The sequence below is a fragment of the Streptomyces sp. NPDC058246 genome, from assembly GCF_042881985.1.
Classification (GTDB): Bacteria; Actinomycetota; Actinomycetes; order Streptomycetales; family Streptomycetaceae; genus Streptomyces.
In genome coordinates this window covers 448,825-468,356 of sequence record NZ_JBHVWZ010000001.1, presented here as the reverse complement: position 1 = coordinate 468,356, position 19,532 = coordinate 448,825, and the positions used below count along the sequence as shown (strand labels likewise).

16 protein-coding genes are annotated in these 19,532 nt (G+C 71.2%); 6 read left to right on the top strand and 10 right to left on the bottom strand.

From position 1 onward, the window contains the following. Positions 1-5 precede the first annotated feature (5 nt). Positions 6-1,430 (bottom strand): M1 family metallopeptidase, encoded by a 1,425-nt coding sequence (locus ACFVXA_RS02055; RefSeq protein ID WP_383746974.1) that lies wholly within the window; start codon positions 1,428-1,430, stop codon positions 6-8. 414 nt (positions 1,431-1,844) lie between these two features. On the opposite strand from ACFVXA_RS02055, the gene ACFVXA_RS02050 reads away from it, so the two are divergent. Further along, positions 1,845-2,738: a Gfo/Idh/MocA family protein gene (locus ACFVXA_RS02050; protein WP_383746972.1), complete on the top strand. Its 894-nt coding sequence runs from the start codon at positions 1,845-1,847 to the stop codon at positions 2,736-2,738. Positions 2,739-2,824: 86 nt separating this feature from the next. After that, positions 2,825-3,790 carry an ATP-dependent DNA ligase gene (locus ACFVXA_RS02045; RefSeq protein WP_384026671.1) on the top strand — a complete coding sequence of 322 codons (966 nt, stop codon included), beginning with the start codon at positions 2,825-2,827 and terminating at the stop codon, positions 3,788-3,790. Positions 3,791-3,861: 71 nt separating this feature from the next. Here ACFVXA_RS02045 and ACFVXA_RS02040 read toward each other — a convergent pair whose 3' ends face one another. The 4 genes from ACFVXA_RS02040 to ACFVXA_RS02025 all read right to left on the bottom strand — a co-directional run bounded on the left by ACFVXA_RS02040 (position 3,862) and on the right by ACFVXA_RS02025 (position 7,263). Beyond that, a complete protein-coding gene (locus tag ACFVXA_RS02040) occupies positions 3,862-4,296 on the bottom strand; it encodes a DUF6479 family protein (protein WP_390023477.1) in 435 nt (144 codons plus the stop codon). Positions 4,297-4,339: 43 nt separating this feature from the next. Then, positions 4,340-5,158: a methyltransferase domain-containing protein gene (locus ACFVXA_RS02035; RefSeq protein ID WP_389467479.1), complete on the bottom strand. Its 819-nt coding sequence runs from the start codon at positions 5,156-5,158 to the stop codon at positions 4,340-4,342. Positions 5,159-5,195: 37 nt separating this feature from the next. Next, positions 5,196-6,524 (bottom strand): MFS transporter, encoded by a 1,329-nt coding sequence (locus ACFVXA_RS02030; RefSeq protein ID WP_383746969.1) that lies wholly within the window; start codon positions 6,522-6,524, stop codon positions 5,196-5,198. Between the two features lie 127 nt (positions 6,525-6,651). Then, positions 6,652-7,263: a LysE family transporter gene (locus tag ACFVXA_RS02025; RefSeq protein WP_362019730.1), complete on the bottom strand. Its 612-nt coding sequence runs from the start codon at positions 7,261-7,263 to the stop codon at positions 6,652-6,654. Positions 7,264-7,332: 69 nt separating this feature from the next. On the opposite strand from ACFVXA_RS02025, the gene ACFVXA_RS02020 reads away from it, so the two are divergent. From ACFVXA_RS02020 to ACFVXA_RS02010, 3 genes are all read left to right on the top strand, one after another. Beyond that, positions 7,333-8,265 (top strand): LysR family transcriptional regulator ArgP, encoded by a 933-nt coding sequence (locus ACFVXA_RS02020; RefSeq protein ID WP_383746966.1) that lies wholly within the window; start codon positions 7,333-7,335, stop codon positions 8,263-8,265. A 196-nt stretch (positions 8,266-8,461) separates the two neighbouring features. Beyond that, complete coding sequence (locus ACFVXA_RS02015; RefSeq protein ID WP_389467483.1) at positions 8,462-11,002, top strand: SpoIIE family protein phosphatase; 2,541 nt, start codon at positions 8,462-8,464, stop codon at positions 11,000-11,002. Between the two features lie 330 nt (positions 11,003-11,332). Beyond that, positions 11,333-11,686 (top strand): hypothetical protein, encoded by a 354-nt coding sequence (locus ACFVXA_RS02010; RefSeq protein ID WP_362019716.1) that lies wholly within the window; start codon positions 11,333-11,335, stop codon positions 11,684-11,686. Between the two features lie 34 nt (positions 11,687-11,720). On the opposite strand, the gene ACFVXA_RS02005 is transcribed toward ACFVXA_RS02010, so the two are convergent. The 5 genes from ACFVXA_RS02005 to ACFVXA_RS01985 all read right to left on the bottom strand — a co-directional run bounded on the left by ACFVXA_RS02005 (position 11,721) and on the right by ACFVXA_RS01985 (position 17,363). Then, positions 11,721-13,610 carry a discoidin domain-containing protein gene (locus tag ACFVXA_RS02005; RefSeq protein ID WP_389517209.1) on the bottom strand — a complete coding sequence of 630 codons (1,890 nt, stop codon included), beginning with the start codon at positions 13,608-13,610 and terminating at the stop codon, positions 11,721-11,723. Next, a complete protein-coding gene (locus ACFVXA_RS02000; RefSeq protein WP_390023475.1) occupies positions 13,583-14,005 on the bottom strand; it encodes a hypothetical protein in 423 nt (140 codons plus the stop codon). The genes ACFVXA_RS02005 and ACFVXA_RS02000 overlap by 28 nt, the downstream gene beginning before the upstream one ends. Before the next feature lie 93 nt (positions 14,006-14,098). Then, positions 14,099-15,094, bottom strand: a complete 996-nt coding sequence (locus ACFVXA_RS01995) for a LacI family DNA-binding transcriptional regulator (protein ID WP_362019707.1) — start codon at positions 15,092-15,094, stop codon at positions 14,099-14,101. Between the two features lie 245 nt (positions 15,095-15,339). After that, complete coding sequence (locus ACFVXA_RS01990; RefSeq protein ID WP_390023473.1) at positions 15,340-16,212, bottom strand: universal stress protein; 873 nt, start codon at positions 16,210-16,212, stop codon at positions 15,340-15,342. Positions 16,213-16,322: 110 nt separating this feature from the next. Next, positions 16,323-17,363, bottom strand: coding sequence for a LacI family DNA-binding transcriptional regulator (locus tag ACFVXA_RS01985; RefSeq protein ID WP_362019701.1), 1,041 nt, complete (start codon positions 17,361-17,363; stop codon positions 16,323-16,325). Between the two features lie 364 nt (positions 17,364-17,727). Here ACFVXA_RS01985 and ACFVXA_RS01980 point away from each other — a divergent pair, with 364 nt between their 5' ends. After that, positions 17,728-19,527, top strand: a complete 1,800-nt coding sequence (locus ACFVXA_RS01980) for a coagulation factor 5/8 type domain-containing protein (protein ID WP_390023471.1) — start codon at positions 17,728-17,730, stop codon at positions 19,525-19,527. Positions 19,528-19,532 lie beyond the last annotated feature (5 nt).

Here is a 19,532-nt window from a genome sequence, read left to right as displayed (position 1 = left end):
GTCCCTCAGGGTGACGAGGGCTTGCCCGCGGTGCCGATCCACGTGTGGAAGAGACCGTCGAGGTCCTTCCCGGACTCCCGCTCGGCGAGCCGGATGAACTGGGCCGTGGTGCCGTGCCCGTCGCGGTGGCAGGAAGCCCAGGTGCGCAAGATGCGGAAGAACACCCGGTCACCGACGGCCGTGCGGAGCTTGTGCAGCGCCATCGCACCCCGCGCGTACACGGGCGTGGCGAAAATGCGCGCCCCGCTGCCCGGGTCCGCCGGCGGGAACGCCCACAGATCGCTGCTCGCCGGGCTGGCGTACAGGGAGTCGAAGGTCTTCTGCGCGCTCTTGCCGCCGTGCTGTTCGGCGTAGAGCCACTCGGCATACGTCGCGAAGCCCTCGTTGAGCCAGATGTCCTTCCAGGTGGTGAGGGTGACGGAGTCTCCGAACCACTGGTGGGCGCTTTCGTGGACGAGGGTGCTGAGGTCCGGCGCCGAGTCGTAGACGGGCCGGGTCTGGGTCTCCAGCGCGTACCCGACCTGGGGCGCCCTGTCGACGATGGACCCGGCGGCGCGGAAGGGGTAGGGACCGAACAGCTTGCTCTCCCAGGCCAGCACGGACGGCAGCTTCTTCAGGGCCGGGGCCGCGTCGGCCGCCTCGCGCGGATCGACCGCGTTGTAGACCTTGAGGCCGTCAGGGGTGGTGAACTGCTCGACCTTGAACTTTCCGACGGTGGCCGTGGCCAGGTAGGCCGCCATCGGTTCGGACTGCCGCCAGCGGAAGGTGGTCCGCTCGTGAGAGGTCTTCTGGCCCAGGAAGACGCCGTTGGCGACGGCGGTGCGCCCCTTGGGGACGGTGAGCGTGAAGTCGTACGACGCCTTGTCCTGGGGGTGGCTGTCGGCCGGGAACCACGTCATGGCGCCCTGCGGTTCGCCGGCCACGAACGCGCCGTCGTCGGTGGGAATCCACCCGTCCAGGGAGCCGTCGGGATCCGTGACCGGCTTGGGGGTGCCGGAGTAGGTGACGGTGACGCGGAACTCCTGGCCCTTGCGCAGCGCGTCCCGCGGGGTGACGACGAGTTCCTGGCCGTCGCGGCTGAAGGAAGCCTTGGCGCGGTCGACGGTGATGCCCGTGACCTTCAGCCCTTTGAAGTCGAGGTCGAAGCGGGTGAGCCGCTGGGTGGCCCGCGCGGTGATGACGGCCTTGCCGTCGAGGTGACGGCTCTGCGGGTCGTAGCCGAGCGTCAGGTCGTAGTGGCGGACGTCGTAGCCGCCGTTGCCCGCCAGGGGGAAGTACGGGTCTCCCGCGCCGGAGGAGCCCACGGTCCCGGCCGCCGCCGGTCCGGCACCGACGAGCAGGGCCGCGAGAGCGACGGGAAGCGCCGCGACGACGGCCTCACGGCGAAGGACGGTGGTGCGTCTGGCGGCCTGTTGCGGGCGTGGCGTCACGTGGGACCCTCCCGGTCGATGGAGATGTCGATGGAGATCATGCGCGGTCACTCGCGAGCGTTCGCGCGTTGCTGGAGTTCTTTCGTGCGGCGCCGGCGAGCACTCGCGGACTGACGGAGTTCTTTGGTGCGTCACTGGCGAGCACTCGTGGGTTGCTGGTGCTCATTCACGAGTCGGATGTGATCACCGGGTAAGCCTATGAGTCTCCCCGCGCTCCAGCCCCCTCGATCAGGTCAAGTTACGGCGAACCCGATCACCACGATCCTCGATGCCCCGTAGCGCACGCCCGATGTCCCGGCGCGGCACGGGCCCGTACTCGACGGCCCCGTCTCCGTGTGAGGCCCGCCGCCCCCTGGTCGAAGCCCCGTACATCGTGGTGAAGTTTGTCCACTCGTACCGCAAGGGAGATGTGCCGTGACCGGAACCCCGCACGCCTGGCCCCACGCCCCGGTCAAGGTCGGGCTCGTCGGCGCCGGGCCATGGGCGCGTGCCGTGCACGCGCGCGTGCTCGCGGCCGGGCCCGAGACGGAGCTGACGTCGGTGTGGGCACGCCGGCCCGAGGCGGCCCGCGAAACGGCCTCCCCCTACGGGGCCGGCGTCGCCGCGACCTTCGAGGAACTGCTGGACGGCTGCGAGGCGGTCGCCTTCGCGGTTCCGCCCGCCGTGCAGGCCGAGCTGGCATCGCGGGCGGCGAAGGCCGGCAAGGCGCTGCTCCTGGAGAAGCCGATCGCTCTGGACCTGTCCTCGGCGCAGGGCCTGGTGGACGCGGTGGAGAGCGCCGGCGTCGTCACCCAGCTCGTCCTGACGAACCGTTATCACCCGGTCACCCGGCGGTTCCTGAAGGACGCCCAGGGCCTCGACACCGTGGGCGCACGGTCCTGCTGTCTGAGCGGCGCCTTCCTGGGCGGCGACTTCGCGACCCCCTGGCGCCTCGAACACGGCGCGCTGCTGGACATCGGGCCACACATTCTCGACCTGCTGGACGCGGCCCTGGGTCCCATCACGCGGGTGCGCGGCGCCGGAGACCTCCGCCGCTGGGTCGAACTCACCTGCGAACACGCGAGCGGAGCCGTCAGTCAGGCGTCACTGTCGGGGGCGGTCGAGGTCGAGCACGGCATCACGCGGATCGAGCTGTTCGGCCGCCATCCCGAGCTGACGTTCGACAGTGCCACGCTCGACCACGAGGAGTCGTGGCCCGTGCTGCGCCGGGAGTTCGCCACCGCCGTCCGGACGGGCCGGTCCGGTGAACTCGATGTCCGGCGGGGGCTGTACCTGCAGACCCTGATGGCTCAGGCACTGGAGAGTTAGGGCGCCACCGCCGCAGAGCGACGCCGTTCAGGCGAAACGGCCCGCACCGGAGCGTGGACGCGGGGAGCTGTGTCGACAACTCTGCTGTGACCCTGCCGCTCATCGCTCCCATGCTCGCCACACCCGGCACCCTGCCGCCCGCCGGGCAGGACATGCGCTGGGCGTACGAGACGAAGCACGACGGACAGCGCGCCGTGGTCTACCTGCCCGGGGACGGCAGCGTGCTGCTGCGCGCGCGGTCGGGGGAGGACATCACCGCCGCGTATCCGGAACTCGGTGCGCTGGGCGGTGTTCTCGGCTCGACCCCCGCGATCCTGGACGGTGAGGTGCTGGTCCTGGACGATCAGGGGCGCGGCGACTTCCAGCTCCTGCAGTCCCGCATGGGGCTGGCCCGGTCTCCGGGCAAGGCGGCTCGTCGTGCCGCGGAGGCTCCCGCGCATCTCGTCGTGTTCGACGTCATGTACCTGCGGGGCGATCTGACGGGCCTGCGCTATGCGCGCCGTCGGCAGGAGTTGGAGGGGCTCGCTCTCGACGGGCCGTTCTGGTCGACACCGTCCGCGCTGGTGGGCCACGGCGATCTGGCCCTGCGAGCCACGCGGGAAAGCGGCCTTGAGGGGCTTGTCCGCAAACGTCTGGACTCCGTGTACGAGCCCGGGGTGCGCTCGCGCGCCTGGGTCAAGATCCGCAACGTACGGACCGTGGACGTCATCATCGGCGGCTGGGTCCCCGGCAAGGGGCGCCTGTCGGGGCTGCCGGGTGCCGTGCTCGTGGGGCAGCGTGACGCGGGTCGGCTGCGGTATGCCGGGAGCGTGGGAACCGGCTGGAACGAGGCCGAGCGGTCGGAACTCGCCCGGCTGCTGCGCGCCGCGGAGACCGACCGCTGCCCGTTCGAGCCCGTCCCCCGGGTCGCCGGAGCGCACTGGGTCGTGCCCCGACTGGTCGGCGAGGTCGGGTACAGCACCCGTACCCGAGCCGGAATGCTGCGGCAGCCGTCGTGGCTGCGCCTGCGCCCCGACCTGGCACCCGAGGACTCGGCGGCCGACCTCCCTTAGGGCGGGCACGTCGAGATGGGCACGTCGAGATGACCGCCCCGTGGGACGGTCATCTCATGGCGCGGGCCCGGTTACGTCCTTCCGGGGCCGCCGCTGCCGAAGGAGCCGCTGGATCCGGGGACCCAACGCTTGCGATGCTGGTCGTCGGCGTGCTTGCTCCCCGCGGCATGCATGTTGTACGGCATCAGCCGCTCACTCTCGTCGACGGCGTGCGGCACCTCGTCGGGTTCCCGCATCTCCCGGATCTCGTGAACCGCTCCGGACTCGGGCAGCCTGGGTTGCTCGTCGGCGCGCGGCGGATCGGACTCCTGGCGCCGCACCTTGATACCCAGCCGGACAGCCCAGACGAGCGCACCGGCGATGACGAGGCCACCGACAAAAGCGGCGACCGCATTGACCGTCGAGTTCGCTGCGATCAGTTCATAGCTCGCGGTGTTCATCTGCTCGTGTACCCCCAATACCAGGGGAAAGCTCCGTACGATCTCCGTCAGCGACGGCGATTCCATTGTATTCCGGATCATTCCGGACGGTACTCTCCCGCGTTCCGGATCATTCCGGACGGTGTGCCACGGCTCCGAACATGGTCACGGACATGTGCAGGGCACCCTGTGCGGCGGCCTCCGTGAGGTCCGCGTAGAGGCGGTCGCGCTGTGCTTCCGTGATGTGCTCCCGGCGCACCGCCGATTCGCCCAGCATGCGGATCAGCGGCCAGGCGACCGACGTGTGGTCCTGGAGCAGGGCCTGCGACCCCCGGTCGTCGATCACCAGACCGGCCGCCGTGAGCCGGCCGACCAGTTTGCGGCCCGAGTACGGGTCGGCGGCCGCGGACAGCGCGCCGGAGGTGAGGGCCTCCACGGTCTCCGGGTCACCAGGGTGCAGGATCGTGGTCGCCCAGTCGGTGTCCAGGACGGCGACCCGGCCGCCGGGGCTCAGCACGCGCGCGATCTCGGCGACGGCCTCGTCCGGTTCGAGGAGGTGCTGGAGCACCCGTTCGCACCACACGACGTCGACCGAGGCGTCGGGCACCGGCAGGGTGAGCGCGTCGCCGTCCATGAAGCGGGCCGGGCTGTCCGCCTCGGCCGCCCGCTGCTCGGCCACCGCACGCAGTCCCGGGTTCGGTTCGATGCCGAGTGCCTCGCCCCCGGGGGCCACGTCCGCCGCGAGCCGCCGGGTCTGCGATCCGGTGCCGGATCCGATGTCGATCGTGCGCTCTCCGGGCCGCGCGGCCAGCGCCGCGTGGGCCCAGGCCCGCAGCCGTCGTACGCCGTCGTTGGCGTCCTGCGCGTCCAGTGCGCCCACCAGCCGGGCGGCGCCGTCGGCGGTGATGTTCCGCGCGTGGAATTGCGAGGTAGGTCGTGTGTCCCCCATGGGGGTCACTCTAGGGCCGGCTGGTCCTGGTCCGTGGTCAGATCGTGTAGCGCCGCAGGGCCGGGGTCGCGGCGGCCAGACCCAGCACGGCGGCGATCACCAGCAGGCCGCCGCCCGCGACGGCGGCGCGCGCTCCGAGGGCCGAGCCGACCGTGCCGTGCAGGACGTCGGCGAGCCGGGGGCCGCCCACGACGACCACGGTGAAGACGCCCTGCATCCGGCCGCGCATCTCGTCGGTGGCGGCGGACAGCAGGATCGCCCCGCGGAAGACCATGGAGACCATGTCGGCCACTCCGGCCGCCGCGAGGAAGGCCACCGCCACCCACAGGCTGGTGCTCAGGCCGAATCCCGTGATGGCCGCGCCCCAGGCCGCGACCGCGACGATGACCATCAGTCCGTGTCGGCGGGCGCGGGAGAAGGTGCCCGACAGCAGTCCGCCGATGACCGCGCCGATGGGTATCGCGGCGAACAGCAGGCCGAGCGCGAGCCCTTCGCCGTAGGGCGCGTACGTCTGAGCGGCGAGTTGCGGGAACAGGGCGCGGGGCATGCCGAAGACCATGGCGATGATGTCGGCGAGGAAGGACAGCAACAGCACCTTGTGTACCGAGATGTAGCGGAAGCCGGCGGCCACCTCGCGCCAGCCCGCCCGCTGGGACGCGGCTTCCGTCAAAGGCGGCAGGGCGGGCAGTCGCACCACAGCCCACACCGTGACGCACAGGGCGAGCGCGTCGATCAGATAGAGCTCGGGCAGGCCGATGACGGGGATGAGCGCGCCGGCGAGCAGCGGCCCGGCCACCAGGCCTGTCTGCATGACGGTCGAGCCGAGCGCGTTGGCGGCGGGCAGTTCGTCCGCGGGGACCAGTCGGGCGATGGAGGCGTTGCGGGCCGGGGAGTTCAGGCCGAAGAACGCCTGCTGGAGGGCGAGCAGCGCCATCAGGACGAGCACTGAGTCGAGTCCGGTGGCGGCCTGGATCCAGAAGAGCAGTGAGGTGACGGCTATGCCGCTGTTGGTGATGAGGAGCAGCTTGCGCCGGTCCATGCTGTCGGCGATCGCACCGCCCCACAGCGCGAAGACCACGAGGGGCACCAGACCGGCCAGGCTGGCGTATCCGACCCAGGCCGAGGAGCCGGTGATGTCGTAGATCTGCTTGGGCACGGCGACGGCGGTGAGCTGGCTGCCCACCGCCGTGACGATGGTCGAGGACCACAGTCGGCGGTAGGCGGGGCGGCGCAGCGGCCGGGTGTCCATCGTCCAGCGGCGCCAGCCGCGCCGTTCCGCCCGCTCCGGGCCCGGTGTGCCGTCCGGACCCGGTGTCCCGTCCTGCGCCGCGGGGTTGCTCTCCGTACTGCTCTCGCTCGTGTCCACGCTCGTCCTGGCTGCTCGATACATCTTTCGGTTCAGGCATCACTATGGCCGAGCCGGACCGGAACGCGTCCCTGGGGGACCTGATCTGTGCACGGCATATACGGCGACACAGGCATCGACTGCCGGTTCAGGCGCCGGCGATGAGCGTGGCGCCCATGGCGATCATGGTCGTGGCGACCAGACCGTCCAGCACGCGCCAGGACGAGGGCCGGGACAGGAAGCGGCCGAGCAGCCGGGCGCCGAAGCCGAGCGCGGCGAACCAGCACAGGCTCGCCAGGGCGGCGCCCAGGCCGAAGGTCCAGCGCAGCGCGCCGCGGTCGGCCGCGATCGAGCCGAGCAGGAACACGGTGTCGAGGTAGACATGCGGGTTGAGCCAGGTCAGGGCGAGGCAGGTGAGGACGGCGCGGCGCCGCGAGCCGGTCGACACGGTCGCCGCCCGGAGGGCCGCGGGCCTCAGCACCCGCCGGGCGGCGAGGAATCCGTACACCAGGAGGAAGCCGCCGCCGACCAGTCCGACCGCGGTGAGCGCCGCGGGCCAGGCCACGACCAGCGCGCCCACCCCGCCGACGCCCAGCGCGATGAGCAGGGCGTCGGACAGGGCGCAGATGCCCACCACGGCCAGTACGGCGTCCCGGCGGATGCCCTGACGCAGCACGAACGCGTTCTGGGCTCCGATGGCGACGATGAGGGAGAGGCCGGTGCCGAATCCGGCGGCCACGGCGGTCAGGGCGGCTGTCATGACAGCGACGCTAGAAAACTGATTGTCAAGAGTACAGCTAAAGATTCTTACGTATCATTAGCGCTTGTGATGACGGAGCTGCCGGAACTTCCCCTCGATCAGGTGCGCACCCTGCTCGCGGTCGTCGACGAGGGCACCTTCGACGCGGCGGCCGCCGCGCTGCATGTGACGCCGTCGGCGGTCAGCCAGCGCGTCAAGGCGCTCGAACAGCGCACGGGCCGGGTTCTGCTGGTGCGGACGAAGCCGGTGCGGCCCACCGGGTCCGGCGAGGTCGTGGTGCGTTTCGCACGGCAGCTGGCCCGGCTGGAGCGCGAGGCGCACGCCGAGCTCGGCATGACCGGTTCCGGGGAACCGACGAAGCTGTCGATCGCGGTGAACGCCGACTCGCTGGCGACCTGGTTCCTGCCCGCGCTCACCCGCGTACCGCCGGAGCTGCGGCTCTGTTTCGAGTTGTGCCGCGAGGACGAGGACCACACGGCCGCCCTGTTGCGCGAGGGGGTGGTGATGGCGGCGGTGACGTCGTCGCCGGACCCGGTGGCGGGCTGCTCCGTACGGGCCCTCGGCCGGATGCGGTACCTGCCGGCGGCGAGCCCGGGGTTCGCCGAGCGGTGGCTCGGCCGGGGGACGGAGGCGTCCCTGCGCGACCTGATCGCCGAGGCTCCGGTGGTGGTCTTCGACCGGAACGACGACTTCCAGGACGACTTCGCCCGAGCCCTGCGGGCCGGGCCGGGCGCGAGCGCGCTGCGGCACTTCATGCCCACGTCGGAGGGGTTCGTCGACGCCGTCGTGGCCGGAATGGGCTGGGGCATGGTGCCCGAGGCGCAGGCCGAGCCACTGCTGCGCGCCGGGCGGCTGGTCGACCTCGCGCCGGACCGGGGCGTCGACGTTCCGCTGTTCTGGCAGCAGTGGAAGCTCGACTTCCCCGCGCTCGCCGCGGTGGCCGAGGCCGTGGCGGCCGTCGCCGCCGAGGCGCTCGCCCCGGGACCGGGTTTGGGTTCCTGAATCACTCGCTGCACGGCGGCTCCTGAACCGCGTACGACCCGGTATCTTCGCGCTGGGTACAAGTGAGCCATCGGGGCCGGAACGGGCCGCGCGGCCCGGTGCCCCCGGAAGGCGTGCGTCGAGGTGCGGCCAGGGGCCTGGGAGGCGCATTCTTGCTGTGATACCCCCCTGGCGGCGGGCGGACGAGGGCAGACCGATGACTGCGAGCGCCGAGCGTGAGGACCAGGCGCTGGAAGGCCTGGCCGCCTTGCTCAGCGGGGCCGTGCGCGACGCGATCCGGGCGGCACGCGGCTTCGCTGGAGGCGTCTATCTGCGGTCGAGCACGCCCGGGCTGCTCCGGCTGGCGGTACTCGCGGGGCTTCCCGGCCCGCTGTTCCGCCCCTGGTGGCGCATGCATGTGGACCGGCCGTTCCCCGTCGCCGACGCCCATCGGCTCGGCGTGGAGGTGCTGCTCGCCGACGCCACGGAGACGATGCGGCGCTATCCGCAACTCGCCGCGGGACTGCCGTTCCAGTTCGGTTCGCTGTACGTGCCGGTCGTGGGGGCCTCGACGCCGTTCGGCGTACTGACCGTGCTGCGCCCCGCGACCTCGGACGCCACCGAGGTACTGCCGGACCGTGACCGGATGACAGCGGTGGCGGAGGATCTGGGTGCCGCTCTGGCGGGGCTGGTGAAGGACGGGCACAGCGTCCTGTGGGACGGGGAGCCGGAGTGCTTGCGGCCACCGGCCCAGGACCCTTCCGCGCGCTGTGTCGGTGGGTTCACCTGGGATCCGGTCGACGGCACCGTCACCGCCGACGACGACTTGTGGTCCCTGCTCGGCATCGGCCGCGAGGGCTTCACCGGAACACTGGAGGCACTCGCCGAGGCGGTCACCCCCGACGATCCGCGGCTCCTTTTGGCCGCGCTGCGCGAGACGGCCGCCGGGCACCCGCCGCCCCACCCGCTGCCGGTGCGTACCGCGGACGGCGGGCTGCGCGTCCTGGAGCTGTGGACCGCGGGGTCGGCGCCCGGACCGCCGTACCGGGTCTGCGGCGTGGTCGTCGAACCGGACCCCGGCACGGCCGCGGACGCAGCGGCCGACCTGCTCCCGGAGGGCGTGTTCGCGTTGGACCTGCTCGGCGTGATCACGTACGCCAACCCGCGCGCCGCCGAGCTGCTCGGCCGGCCCCGGTCGGAGCTGCTGGGACGGCCCCTGTGGGACGCGGTGCCCTGGCTGGACCGGCCGGCGTACGAGGATCATCTGCGCGGCGCGCTGTTGTCGCCCGAACCGGTGCACTTCCAGGTCAGACGTCCGCACGGGAACGGCCACGAGACGAGTCCGGAGCGCAGGGGAGGCGCGTGGCTGACGCTGTCCGTCTATCCCGGTTCCAGCAGTCTGACGTGCAAGATCGTGCCGGTGGGGCGGGTCTCGGACACCGCCGAGGCCGCCGCGTTCGACGCGCGAGCCGCGGTCGGGCGGACCGCCGTGGACGAGCCCGGGACCGGCGTTCCGGCGACGGCACCGCTGTACCGGCCCATCGTCCTCGCCATCGCACTGACCGAGGCCGTGACGGCCCGGCAGGTGTCCGAGGTGGTGATGCGGGAGTTGCTGCCCGCGTTCGGCGGACGCCGCCTCGCCATCTATCTGCTCCAGGACCGGCGCATGTATCTGGCCTGGGAGACCGGCTTCCCCCAGGGCTTCCTCGCCCCGTTCGACGGCGTGGGCCTGGACGCCAAGATACCTGGGGTCGAGGCACTCACCAGCGGCCGGCCGCTCTTCTTCGAGTCGATGCAGCAGCTGGCGGCCGCCTATCCGGGCATCGCGCTGGACGCCAAGGAGGGGGCGCGGGCCTTCCTGCCGCTGATCGCCTCGGGACGGCCGGTCGGCTCCTGCATCCTCGGTTTCGACCGCTCCCGCACCTTCAGCACCGAGGAGCGTACGGTGCTCACGGCGCTCGCCGGACTGATCGCGCAGGCACTGGAGCGGGCCCGGCGCTACGACAGCGAGGCCGCACTCGCCCGCGGGCTCCAGGAGGCCCTGCTCCCCCACCGGCTGTCGGCGCACCCCCTGGTGAAGACGTCCGGGCGCTACCTGCCCGGCACGCTCGGCATGGACGTGGGCGGCGACTGGTACGACGTCGTCGAGGCCGGCGACGGGCTCGCCGTGGTCATCGGGGACGTCCAGGGGCACGGCGTCCAGGCGGCGGCCACCATGGGCCAACTGCGCAGCGCGGTACGGGCGTTCGCGCTCGGCGACCGCTCACCGGACGAGGTGATGAGCGGCACCAACCGGCTGCTCATCGACCTCGATCCAGGACAGTTCGCCAGCTGCTGCTACATCCGGATCGACCCGGTCACGGGCATCGCCCGAGCCGCCCGGGCCGGGCATCCGCAGCCCCTGCTGCGCCATCCCGACGGCCGCACCGAGGTCCTGGACCTGCCCGGCGGGGTGGTGCTCGGGGTGGACCCGCAGGCCCGGTACCCGGTGACGGAGCTGGTGCTGGAGCCAGACGCCGTCCTGGCCCTCTACACCGACGGTCTGGTCGAGCGGCCCGGCACCGACATCGACGAGGGCGTCGACATCCTGCGCGCGACCCTGGCCCGCGCGGGCACCCCGGACAGCACGCCGGGCAGCCGCTACTTGTCCCGCGCGGCCGATCTGCTCACCTCTGAGGCCCGGAAGGCCACGGAACGCCCCGACGACATCGCGCTCCTCCTCACGATTCTTCGGGCGCCGGACGCGACCGGACAGTAGGCGCCCGGCGGCCGGGTCCCGGACCCCGCACAGCGGACGCCCAGGACCGGCTCCCCGCCGGATCCGTGTCAGTGGGCCGCGTCGAGCCGGGCCCGCTGATCCGGTGTCAGTTCCAGCGCGAGCACGCTCACCTCACGCCGGTTCTTCGGGTCGCTGCCGATCGTGCGGTACTTCATGGTGTCCCTCCCGTTCGAACCCGGGATCCGCGGGCTCGAACGGGAGTCTGGAACTTGAAGTGCTCTTCAAGTCAAGCCTTCCTGAACACCCTCCAGCGCCGCCCTTCATGACACCGAGGCCACAGCAGAGGCCTCACCCGTCTAGGCTCACGGCATGGAACAGACGGAGATCATCCTGCGCGCCATCGGCGTCCTCACGGAGACCAACGCGATGGTGCGCAGGATCGCCCAGGACGACGACGCCGAGGTCGAATCGACCGAGACCCAGCTCGGCGCGCTCGTCACCGAGGTGTTCCCCCGCGTAGAGGTGGCCGCCGACGCCGGGCCCGCCGAGGCGGGCCAGGCCGTCGCGGACGCCTACCTGCCCGCCACCATCTCGCTCGTGGGCGCCTTCGCGTTCCTCTTCTCCGAACTCGCCGACCTCCACGATTCCGGGCGCACCGACATCAAGACGGCCGATCTGCTGCAGGACCTGGCCCTGCGCATGTCCAGGGCGGACAACACCTAGGAACCGGACGGTACGAGCCTGCCCGGCGGCCCAGTCACTTCTTCTGCTCGACCCGCACCCAGTCGATCTCCGCCTGCACTCCCCCGGCCGCGACCTTGTCCACGCTGGACTGCGGGAGCCCCCAGTACGGCGTGGTGACCTGGTTCCAGCCCGCCGGGTAGGCGCCGCCCAGGGCGAGGTTGAGGATGACGTACTGGTTGTGGTCGAAGACCCATTGGCCGCGGGTCGATTCCAGCTTGTTGCGCGTCGTCTCCTGGACCAGGGCTCCGTCGACGGAGAAGCGCATGGCGGTCGGCGTCCACTCCACGGCGTAGGTGTGCCACTGGTCGGCGCGGCCCCCGGCGGGGTAGGTCTGGCGGGCACCGATGTTGCCGTCGGCGGAGTAGCCGGGGCCGTGCAGGGCCGTGCTCGTCCAGTCCGCGTAGCCGATGTTCTCCATGATGTCCGTCTCACCGGACGCCGGCCACGAGACCGACGGGTCGTCGACGTTGCTGCCGAGCAGCCAGAAGGCGGGCCAGAAGCCGTCGCCGACCGGCAGCTTCATCCGGGCACTGACCCGCCCGTAGGTGAAGTCGAACTTGGTGTTGGTGTCGATCCGTCCGGAGCTGAAGTCGTAGGTGCCGCCACCCGCCTGGGTGCAGCCCTTGCAGTACTTGGCCTTCAGCAGGAGGCTGCCGTTCTGCGTGCTGATGTTGTTGGTCGAGTCGACGTACGCCTGCGACTCGCCGTTGACCGGGCCCATCTCCGTTCCGGTCCTGACGACGCGCCACTTGGAGCGGTCGAGGGCGGCGCCGGTGAAGTCGTCGAAGAACGTCGTCTGGTACGTGCCCGACTGCTCCCCGGGCAGGGCGGGGTAAGCGGCGGAGGCGCTGCCACCGGTGCCCCAGACCTGGAACTCGTAGAGCGAGTAGCCGAATTGGGCCGTGTAGGGGGCGGGGTTGTAGAAGGAGCGACGCTCCTTGCCGAGCATGCGGACATAGCGTCCGGTGACGGGCTGCGGCAGCGTGACGGTGTCGTGGCGGCCGACCGCGTCGGCAGGGGATTTCACGTCGGCGCGACGGGCGGCCACCTCGGCGGCGGTCGGCTGGTAGACGGTGCGCCAGGTCTTGTTGTCGTCGGAGACCTGGAGTTGGTAGTCGACGGCGTAGGCGGCCTCCCAGTACAGGTCGACGGAGTTGATGGTCGAGGATGCGCCGAGGTCGACGGAGATCCAGCGGTCGGCGTTCCAGTCGCTGGACCAACGGGTCGCGTCGTCCTTGAGGTTGGCGGGCCAGCCGCCGTCGGTGGCGAAGGCCGGTGAATTGCCCGCGTGCTGGTAGAGGTTGGAGTAGGCGGGGTGGTTGAGCGCGAGGTTGGTGCGGGTCGTCGACGCCGGTGCGGGTTCGCCGCCGTAGACCTTGAACGAGTACAGCGAGTAGCCGTAGGGCGTGGCCCGTTCGACACCGCGCATCCGTATGTACCGTCCGGTGACTTCCTGCGGGTAGGTGTGCGCGGTGACGGATCCGCCGGTGCCCGCCGTCTCGGTGTAGAAGGGGGTCCAGTCGGTGCCGTTCTTGGAGACCTCCAGGACGTACTTCTTGCCGTAGGCGGCCTCCCAGTCCAGGACGACGCGGTCGATCCGGAGGGTGCTGCCGAGGTCGACGCGGATCCAGGCGTCGTCCGCGAACTGACTGGACCAGCGCGTCGAGCCGTTGCCGTCGAACGCGAGGCCCGGCGTGGTGCCGGAGTTCTCGCTTCCGGAGGCGGTGACGGCGGCGGGGTTGGCCGCGTAGGCGGCCGCGGCCCGGTCCGTGTCCCAGGTCGCGGCGGCCGCGGCTGCGGTCCGCGGCTCCGGCGCGGCGACGGCCGGTCCTGCCGACAGAAGCGAGACGGCGGACAGGGTGGCCAGGGCGATCATCAGCGTGCGGGGGGTACGGGATGGCATGCGGCTCTCCTTGGGGAGGTTGGGGGTGCCAAATCCGTGCTGACGTACGGAATGCGCTTGACGTGCCTGGTGTGCTTGGGGTGGCTGGTGCGGTTGGCATGTCTGATGTGCTTGAGCTGGCTGGTGTGCTTGGGGTGGCTGCTGCGGTTGGCGTGCCTCGTGTGCTTGAGCTGGCTGGTGTGCTTGGGGTAGCTGGTGTGCTTGGGGTAGCTGCTGCGGTTGGCGTGCCTCGTGTGCTTGAGATGGCTGGCGTGCGTGACGTGCCCGGTGTGCTTGAGACGGCTGGTGTGCTTGACGTGCCTGGTGTGCTTGAGGTGGCTGGTGTGCTTGACGTGCCTGGTGTGCTTGAGGTGGCTGATGTGCTGAGGGGGCTCTGTGCTTGAGGTGCGTGCCATGACTGATGTGCTCGGCCTGCTGGATTCGGGGTGTGCCGTGTCGTGTGCCGCCACAGTGGCGCTCGGCGGCAGAGGTGGGTCGTCGGGCCGTGCCTAGCGGGCCGGAGCCGAGGCGCGGACGATCATTTCCGTGGGCAGGACGACAGGCGAGGCCGGCGAGTCCCGTCCCGCGAGACGGGCGAGGAGCATCCGGGCCGCCGTCTCCCCCATCTCGCGCATCGGCTGGCGGACCGTGCTGAGCGAGGGCTCGGTATGCCGGGCCACCGGGATGTCATCGAAGCCGATCACGGCGACGTCGTCCGGTACGCGTATCCCGGCGTCCCGCAGCGCGCCCAGAACGCCGATCGCCGCGAGGTCGTTGTGCGCGAAGACCGCGTCGAACTCCCGTCCTTCGGCGAGCAGTCGGCGCACACTCGCGCGGCCGTCGGCCTCGGTGAAGTCGCCCTCGACGACCAGGTCCACGGCGAGACCGTGGTCGGCATAGGCGGTACAGAACCCGGTGAGCCGGTCACCTACGCAGCCGAACCGCCGCGGCCCGGTGAGCACCAGAGGGCTGCGCCGGCCGTCGGCCAGCAGGTGACGTGCCGCCGCCGCCCCGCCCTCGACGTTCGCGGCCGTGACGGACGGGAACTCCGGGTGGTGCCCCCGGTCGTCGATCAGCACGACGGGCAGGCCGTCCCGGTGCAGCGCCGTCAGCATGTCGAGGGTGTTCTCCGGCTCCACCACGAGCAGCCCGTCGAAGGCGCGCGCCGACACCTGGCTGGTGAAGCGCGCGACGGACTCGGTGCCCCGGTTGCAGGTGAACAGCAGCAGCCCGAAGTCGGCGGCTTCCACCGTGTCGACGACGCCCTGCAACACCTCGCCCATCCAGGGCCAGGTCAGGGAGGGAACCAGCATGCCCACCGTCCGGTTGCTGCCGCGGGCCAGCCCGACGGCACCCGAACTGGGTACATAACCCATGCGGTCGATGACCTCGCGGACCCGGGCGGCCGTCGACGCGTCGACCTCGCCGCGGGTGTTCAGCACCCGCGACACGGTCGTCTTGCTCACGCCGGCCGCCTGGGCCACATCGGCGATGGTCACGGCCACAACTGCCTCCCGGCACACGTGGATCGCGGCTTCACGCGCCGTCGGCGGAACCGGTACCGGAAGCGGTACCGGAACCGGTTCCGGCGCTGGGCGGGGAGTCAACCCGACTGTCATGGTGCCGTCAATACTTCACACCGAGATTGCCCGGACCGAACCTCGACTCCGCCTTTGGCTTCGGAACTTGAACGCGCCCGACGCACTCAAGTAGCCGTCCACACCGACGCGGGCCGCTCGTGCCCCCCGCCTCAGGAGTGCGGAACCACCGCCACCGGACACGGCGCGTGGTGCATCACCGCATGGGCCACCGAACCGATGCGTGCCCCCACCGCCGAGTGCTCGGCGCGGCGGCCGACCACCATCAGCTGGGCCCGGTCGGCCAGCGACAGCAGTACCTGTCCGGCGCTGCCCATCTCGACGTGTTGCGTGACGGGTACGTCGGGGAAGCGCTCCCGCCACGGCTGGAGCGCCTCGGCGAGCGCCTTCTTCTCGTACGGTTCCAGACCGCCGACCTCGTCCAGCAGTTTCAGCGATCCCGGGCTGTAGGCGAACACCGGCGGCAGACTCCACGCCCGTACGGCACGCACCGCGGCACCGCGTGCCGCCGCGGTCTCGAACGCGAACCGGAGGCCTGCCGCGCTGTCGTCCGCTCCGCCCTGCTGGCCCACGACGATCTCCCGGCCGCCCGCTTCGGACGCGGCGCGGTCGTCGGCCCGCACCAGGACGACGGGACACGGCGCCTCGGCGATCACCTGCTGGCCGACGGAGCCGAGCAGGAAGCCGACGATCGTGCCATATCCGCGGGATCCCAGGACCAGCGTCCCGGTCGCCGCGGCCTCGGCCAGCAGCGAGTCGACGGCGGAGCCGTGCATGGCCTCGGACGTCACCGGCAGATCCGTGTGCCGGTCGGCGACGGCGCGGGCCGCGTCCTCGACCATGTCCCGGGCCCAGCTCGCCTGCTCGTCCCGGTCCGCACCGCCGAGCAGTTCGTGGTGGGACCGCTGCCAGGCGTACACCACGCGCAGGGGCAGCCCGCGGCGGACGGCTTCCCTGCCCGCCCAGGCCAGCGCGGCCCGGCTCTCGGGGGATCCGTCCACGCCCACGGTGATCCGGTCGGTCATGCGCCTGCCTCTCCGTCACCGGCTCGCCCGCCCTGCCGGTCCCTCGTCCCTGCTGACCGGTCCAGTGTCCGTCACGGTCGCGGCCGCAGCGCGCAGGGCCCGGACGCCGCCTAAGCGGATTCGCGCACCACGAGTTCCGGATCGAAGATCACCGAGGTGGGCTCGGTGCGCGCGCCCCGGAGGTGCTCGTCGAGGAGCCGGGCCATCACCGCGGCCATCTCCTCGACCGGCTGCCGCACGGTGGTCAGCGGCGGACGGCAGGCCGTGGCCGCGCTGGAGTCGTCGAAGCCGATGACCGCGACGTCGTCCGGCACCCGTCTGCCCCGCTCGCGCAGCACTTGGCAGGCCCCCTGGGCCATCAGGTCGTTGGCCGCGAACACTCCGTCCACGTCGGGGTGTTCGGCCAGCAGCCCGGACATCGCCGCCATGCCGCTGTCGAGCGTGAAACCTCCCTCGGCGACGGGTACGTACGGATGCCCCCTGCGCGCCATCGTGTCGCGGAATCCGGCGAGCCGGTCCTGGCTGGCGGAAACGCCCAGTGGTCCCGTGACGGTGACGATCCGTCGGCAGCCCCGGTCCAGCAGATGGTCGGCGGCCATGCGGGCGCCCTCCCGGTGGGCCAGGTCGACATAGCTGAGCGGCACCGGGCGCGACGGCCGGGCGAAGAGCACCGCCGGCAGACCAGCATCGGCGAGCAGCGCCGGCAGTGGATCGTCGGCGTGGGTGGAGACGACGAGCGCACCGTCCGCGCTGCCCTGCCGCAGATCGTTCAGCGCCTGCTGTCGCGTCTGCGCGGAGTCGGCGAACATCAGCAGCGGATGCATCGACCGGGGGCGCAGGTAGTCCACCACACCGCTGACGACCCGGCCGAAGAACGGGTCCGCGAACACCCGTGCCGTGAAGGCGTTCCGCTCCTCGCCGGACACGTCGCCCGCGCCGGAGACGATGAGCGCGACCGTCTCGGTCCGCCGTGTCACCAGTGACCTGGCCGCCCGGTTGGGTGCGTAGCCGGTCCGTTCGACAGCCCGGCGGACCGCGTCCTGAAGGGCGGGATCGACGCTCTGGACGCCGTTGATGACCCGGGAGACGGTGGCGCGCGAGACGCCGGCCTCCCGCGCGACATCCTCCAGCGTGGGGGCCCGTCTGCTCATGTCCGCAGCCTATCGGCCGGGCATTGCGAGGGCATAGAGCGCTCTCTCGCACCACGCCCGCCCGTCGGCTCGAAGGTGACGCCCGAGACCGGGCGCCACCGCGCCGGGTGCGGCGAAGGACGGGGGCGGCCCTCTTGCGAGCACCTCTTGAACACAATCACCCTCAGCCCTGCGAACGCTCCAGGGCTCGTACATCAATGAACTACCGCAATTCCTCCGCCTGTTGATGCTTCATCGGGCAACAATCCGCCGGACTCGTGTGACAACTCTTGACGCTGTGTTCACGCGGATGAAGCATGCATCGGCAAGAGAGCGCTCCCCGCACCTCTCACCGTTCACTTCCTGAACCAGGAGAGTCGCCGCCATGCCTCACACCCCCACGCATTCCCCGGACTCCGGCCGCTCCCCGCTGGCCAGACGATCCGTCCTCGGAGCGATGGCCGCCACCGCCGCCGCGCCCGCGCTGCTCGGAATGTCCTCACCGGCGTCCGCCGCCTCCGTCCAGCAGCCGCGAGCCCTGCCGGGTGGCGGCGATCTCGGCCCGAACGTCATCGTGTTCGACCCCTCGACCTCGGGCATCCAGGCCAAGCTGGACGAGGTGTTCAGGCAGCAGGAGTCGGCCCAGTTCGGCACGGGCCGCTACGCGCTGCTGTTCAAGCCGGGCACCTACAACGGGCTCAACGCCCAACTCGGCTTCTACACCTCGATCGCGGGCCTCGGCCTGTCCCCCGACGACACGACGATCAACGGCGATGTGACCGTCGACGCCGGCTGGTTCAACGGCAACGCCACCCAGAACTTCTGGCGTTCGGCGGAGAATCTCGCCCTGGCCCCGGTCAGCGGCACCAACCGGTGGGCGGTCGCGCAGGCCGCTCCCTTCCGGCGGATGCACGTCAAGGGCGGTCTCAACCTCTCCCCGACCGGCTACGGCTGGGCCAGCGGCGGCTACATCGCCGACAGCCGCATCGACGGGTCGGTCGGACCGTATTCGCAGCAGCAGTGGTACACCCGGGACAGTTCGGTGGGCGGCTGGCTCAACGCCGTCTGGAACATGGTGTTCTCCGGTGTCCAGGGCGCCCCCGCGCAGTCCTTCCCGAACCCGCCGTACACCACCCTCGACACCACGCCCGTGTCCCGGGAGAAGCCGTTCCTCTACCTCAACGGCAGCGAGTACCGCGTCTTCCTGCCGGAGCAGCGGACCAACGCGCGCGGCACCACCTGGGGCAGCGGAACCCCGCGCGGCACATCGCTGCCGCTCACCCAGTTCTACGTGGCCAAGCCCGGCGTCACCGCCGCCACCCTGAACGCCGCGCTCACGCAGGGCCTCCATCTGCTGCTGACCCCGGGGATCTACCACCTCGACCAGCCGATCCAGGTCAACCGCGCCAACACCGTTGTCCTGGGCCTCGGTTACGCCACCCTGATCCCGAACAACGGCGTCACCGCCCTCAAGACGGCCGACGTCGACGGAGTGCGGCTCGCGGGGTTCCTCATCGACGCCGGACCGGTGAACTCCCCGACGCTGCTGGAGGTTGGCCCCACGGGCGCCTCGGCGAACCACTCCGCCAACCCGACCACCGTCCAGGACGTCTTCGTCCGGATCGGCGGCGCGGGCGCCGGCAAGGCCACCACCAGCATGGTGATCAACAGCCGCAACACGATCATCGACCACACCTGGGTCTGGCGTGCCGACCACGGCACCGGCGTCGGCTGGGACACCAACCGGGCCGACTACGGCATCCGCGTCAACGGCGACGACGTCCTGGCCACCGGTCTGTTCGTCGAGCACTTCAACAAGTACGACGTCCAGTGGTACGGCCAGCGCGGCCGCACGATCTTCTTCCAGAACGAGAAGGCGTACGACGCGCCGAACCAGGCCGCCATCCAGAACGGCAGCGTCAAGGGGTACGCGGCCTACAAGGTGGCCGACTCCGTGACCACGCACGAGGGATGGGGCCTGGGCAGCTACTGCTACTACAACGTCGATCCGACGATCGTCCAGCACAACGGGTTCGCCGCGCCGAACAGACCGGGCGTGAAGTTCCACGACCTGCTCGTCGTCTCGCTGGGCGGCCAGGGTCAGTACGAGCGCGTCATCAACGAGACAGGTACGCCGACTTCGGGCACATCCACGGTGCCGTCCACCGTCGTCTCGTACCCCTGACCGCC

Excerpts from the sequence above, each read along its gene's own strand:
- ACFVXA_RS02040 (WP_390023477.1), bottom strand. The coding sequence starts at position 4,296 with ATGGAATCGCCGTCGCTGACGGAGATCGTACGGAGCTTTCCCCTGGTA.
- ACFVXA_RS02035 (WP_389467479.1), bottom strand. The coding sequence starts at position 5,158 with ATGGGGGACACACGACCTACCTCGCAATTCCACGCGCGGAACATCACC.
- ACFVXA_RS02025 (WP_362019730.1), bottom strand. The coding sequence starts at position 7,263 with ATGACAGCCGCCCTGACCGCCGTGGCCGCCGGATTCGGCACCGGCCTC.
- ACFVXA_RS02020 (WP_383746966.1), top strand. The coding sequence starts at position 7,333 with ATGACGGAGCTGCCGGAACTTCCCCTCGATCAGGTGCGCACCCTGCTC.
- ACFVXA_RS02015 (WP_389467483.1), top strand. The coding sequence starts at position 8,462 with ATGACTGCGAGCGCCGAGCGTGAGGACCAGGCGCTGGAAGGCCTGGCC.
- ACFVXA_RS02010 (WP_362019716.1), top strand. The coding sequence starts at position 11,333 with ATGGAACAGACGGAGATCATCCTGCGCGCCATCGGCGTCCTCACGGAG.
- ACFVXA_RS02005 (WP_389517209.1), bottom strand. The coding sequence starts at position 13,610 with ATGCCATCCCGTACCCCCCGCACGCTGATGATCGCCCTGGCCACCCTG.
- ACFVXA_RS02000 (WP_390023475.1), bottom strand. The coding sequence starts at position 14,005 with ATGGCACGCACCTCAAGCACAGAGCCCCCTCAGCACATCAGCCACCTC.
- ACFVXA_RS01990 (WP_390023473.1), bottom strand. The coding sequence starts at position 16,212 with ATGACCGACCGGATCACCGTGGGCGTGGACGGATCCCCCGAGAGCCGG.
- ACFVXA_RS01985 (WP_362019701.1), bottom strand. The coding sequence starts at position 17,363 with ATGAGCAGACGGGCCCCCACGCTGGAGGATGTCGCGCGGGAGGCCGGC.
- ACFVXA_RS01980 (WP_390023471.1), top strand. The coding sequence starts at position 17,728 with ATGCCTCACACCCCCACGCATTCCCCGGACTCCGGCCGCTCCCCGCTG.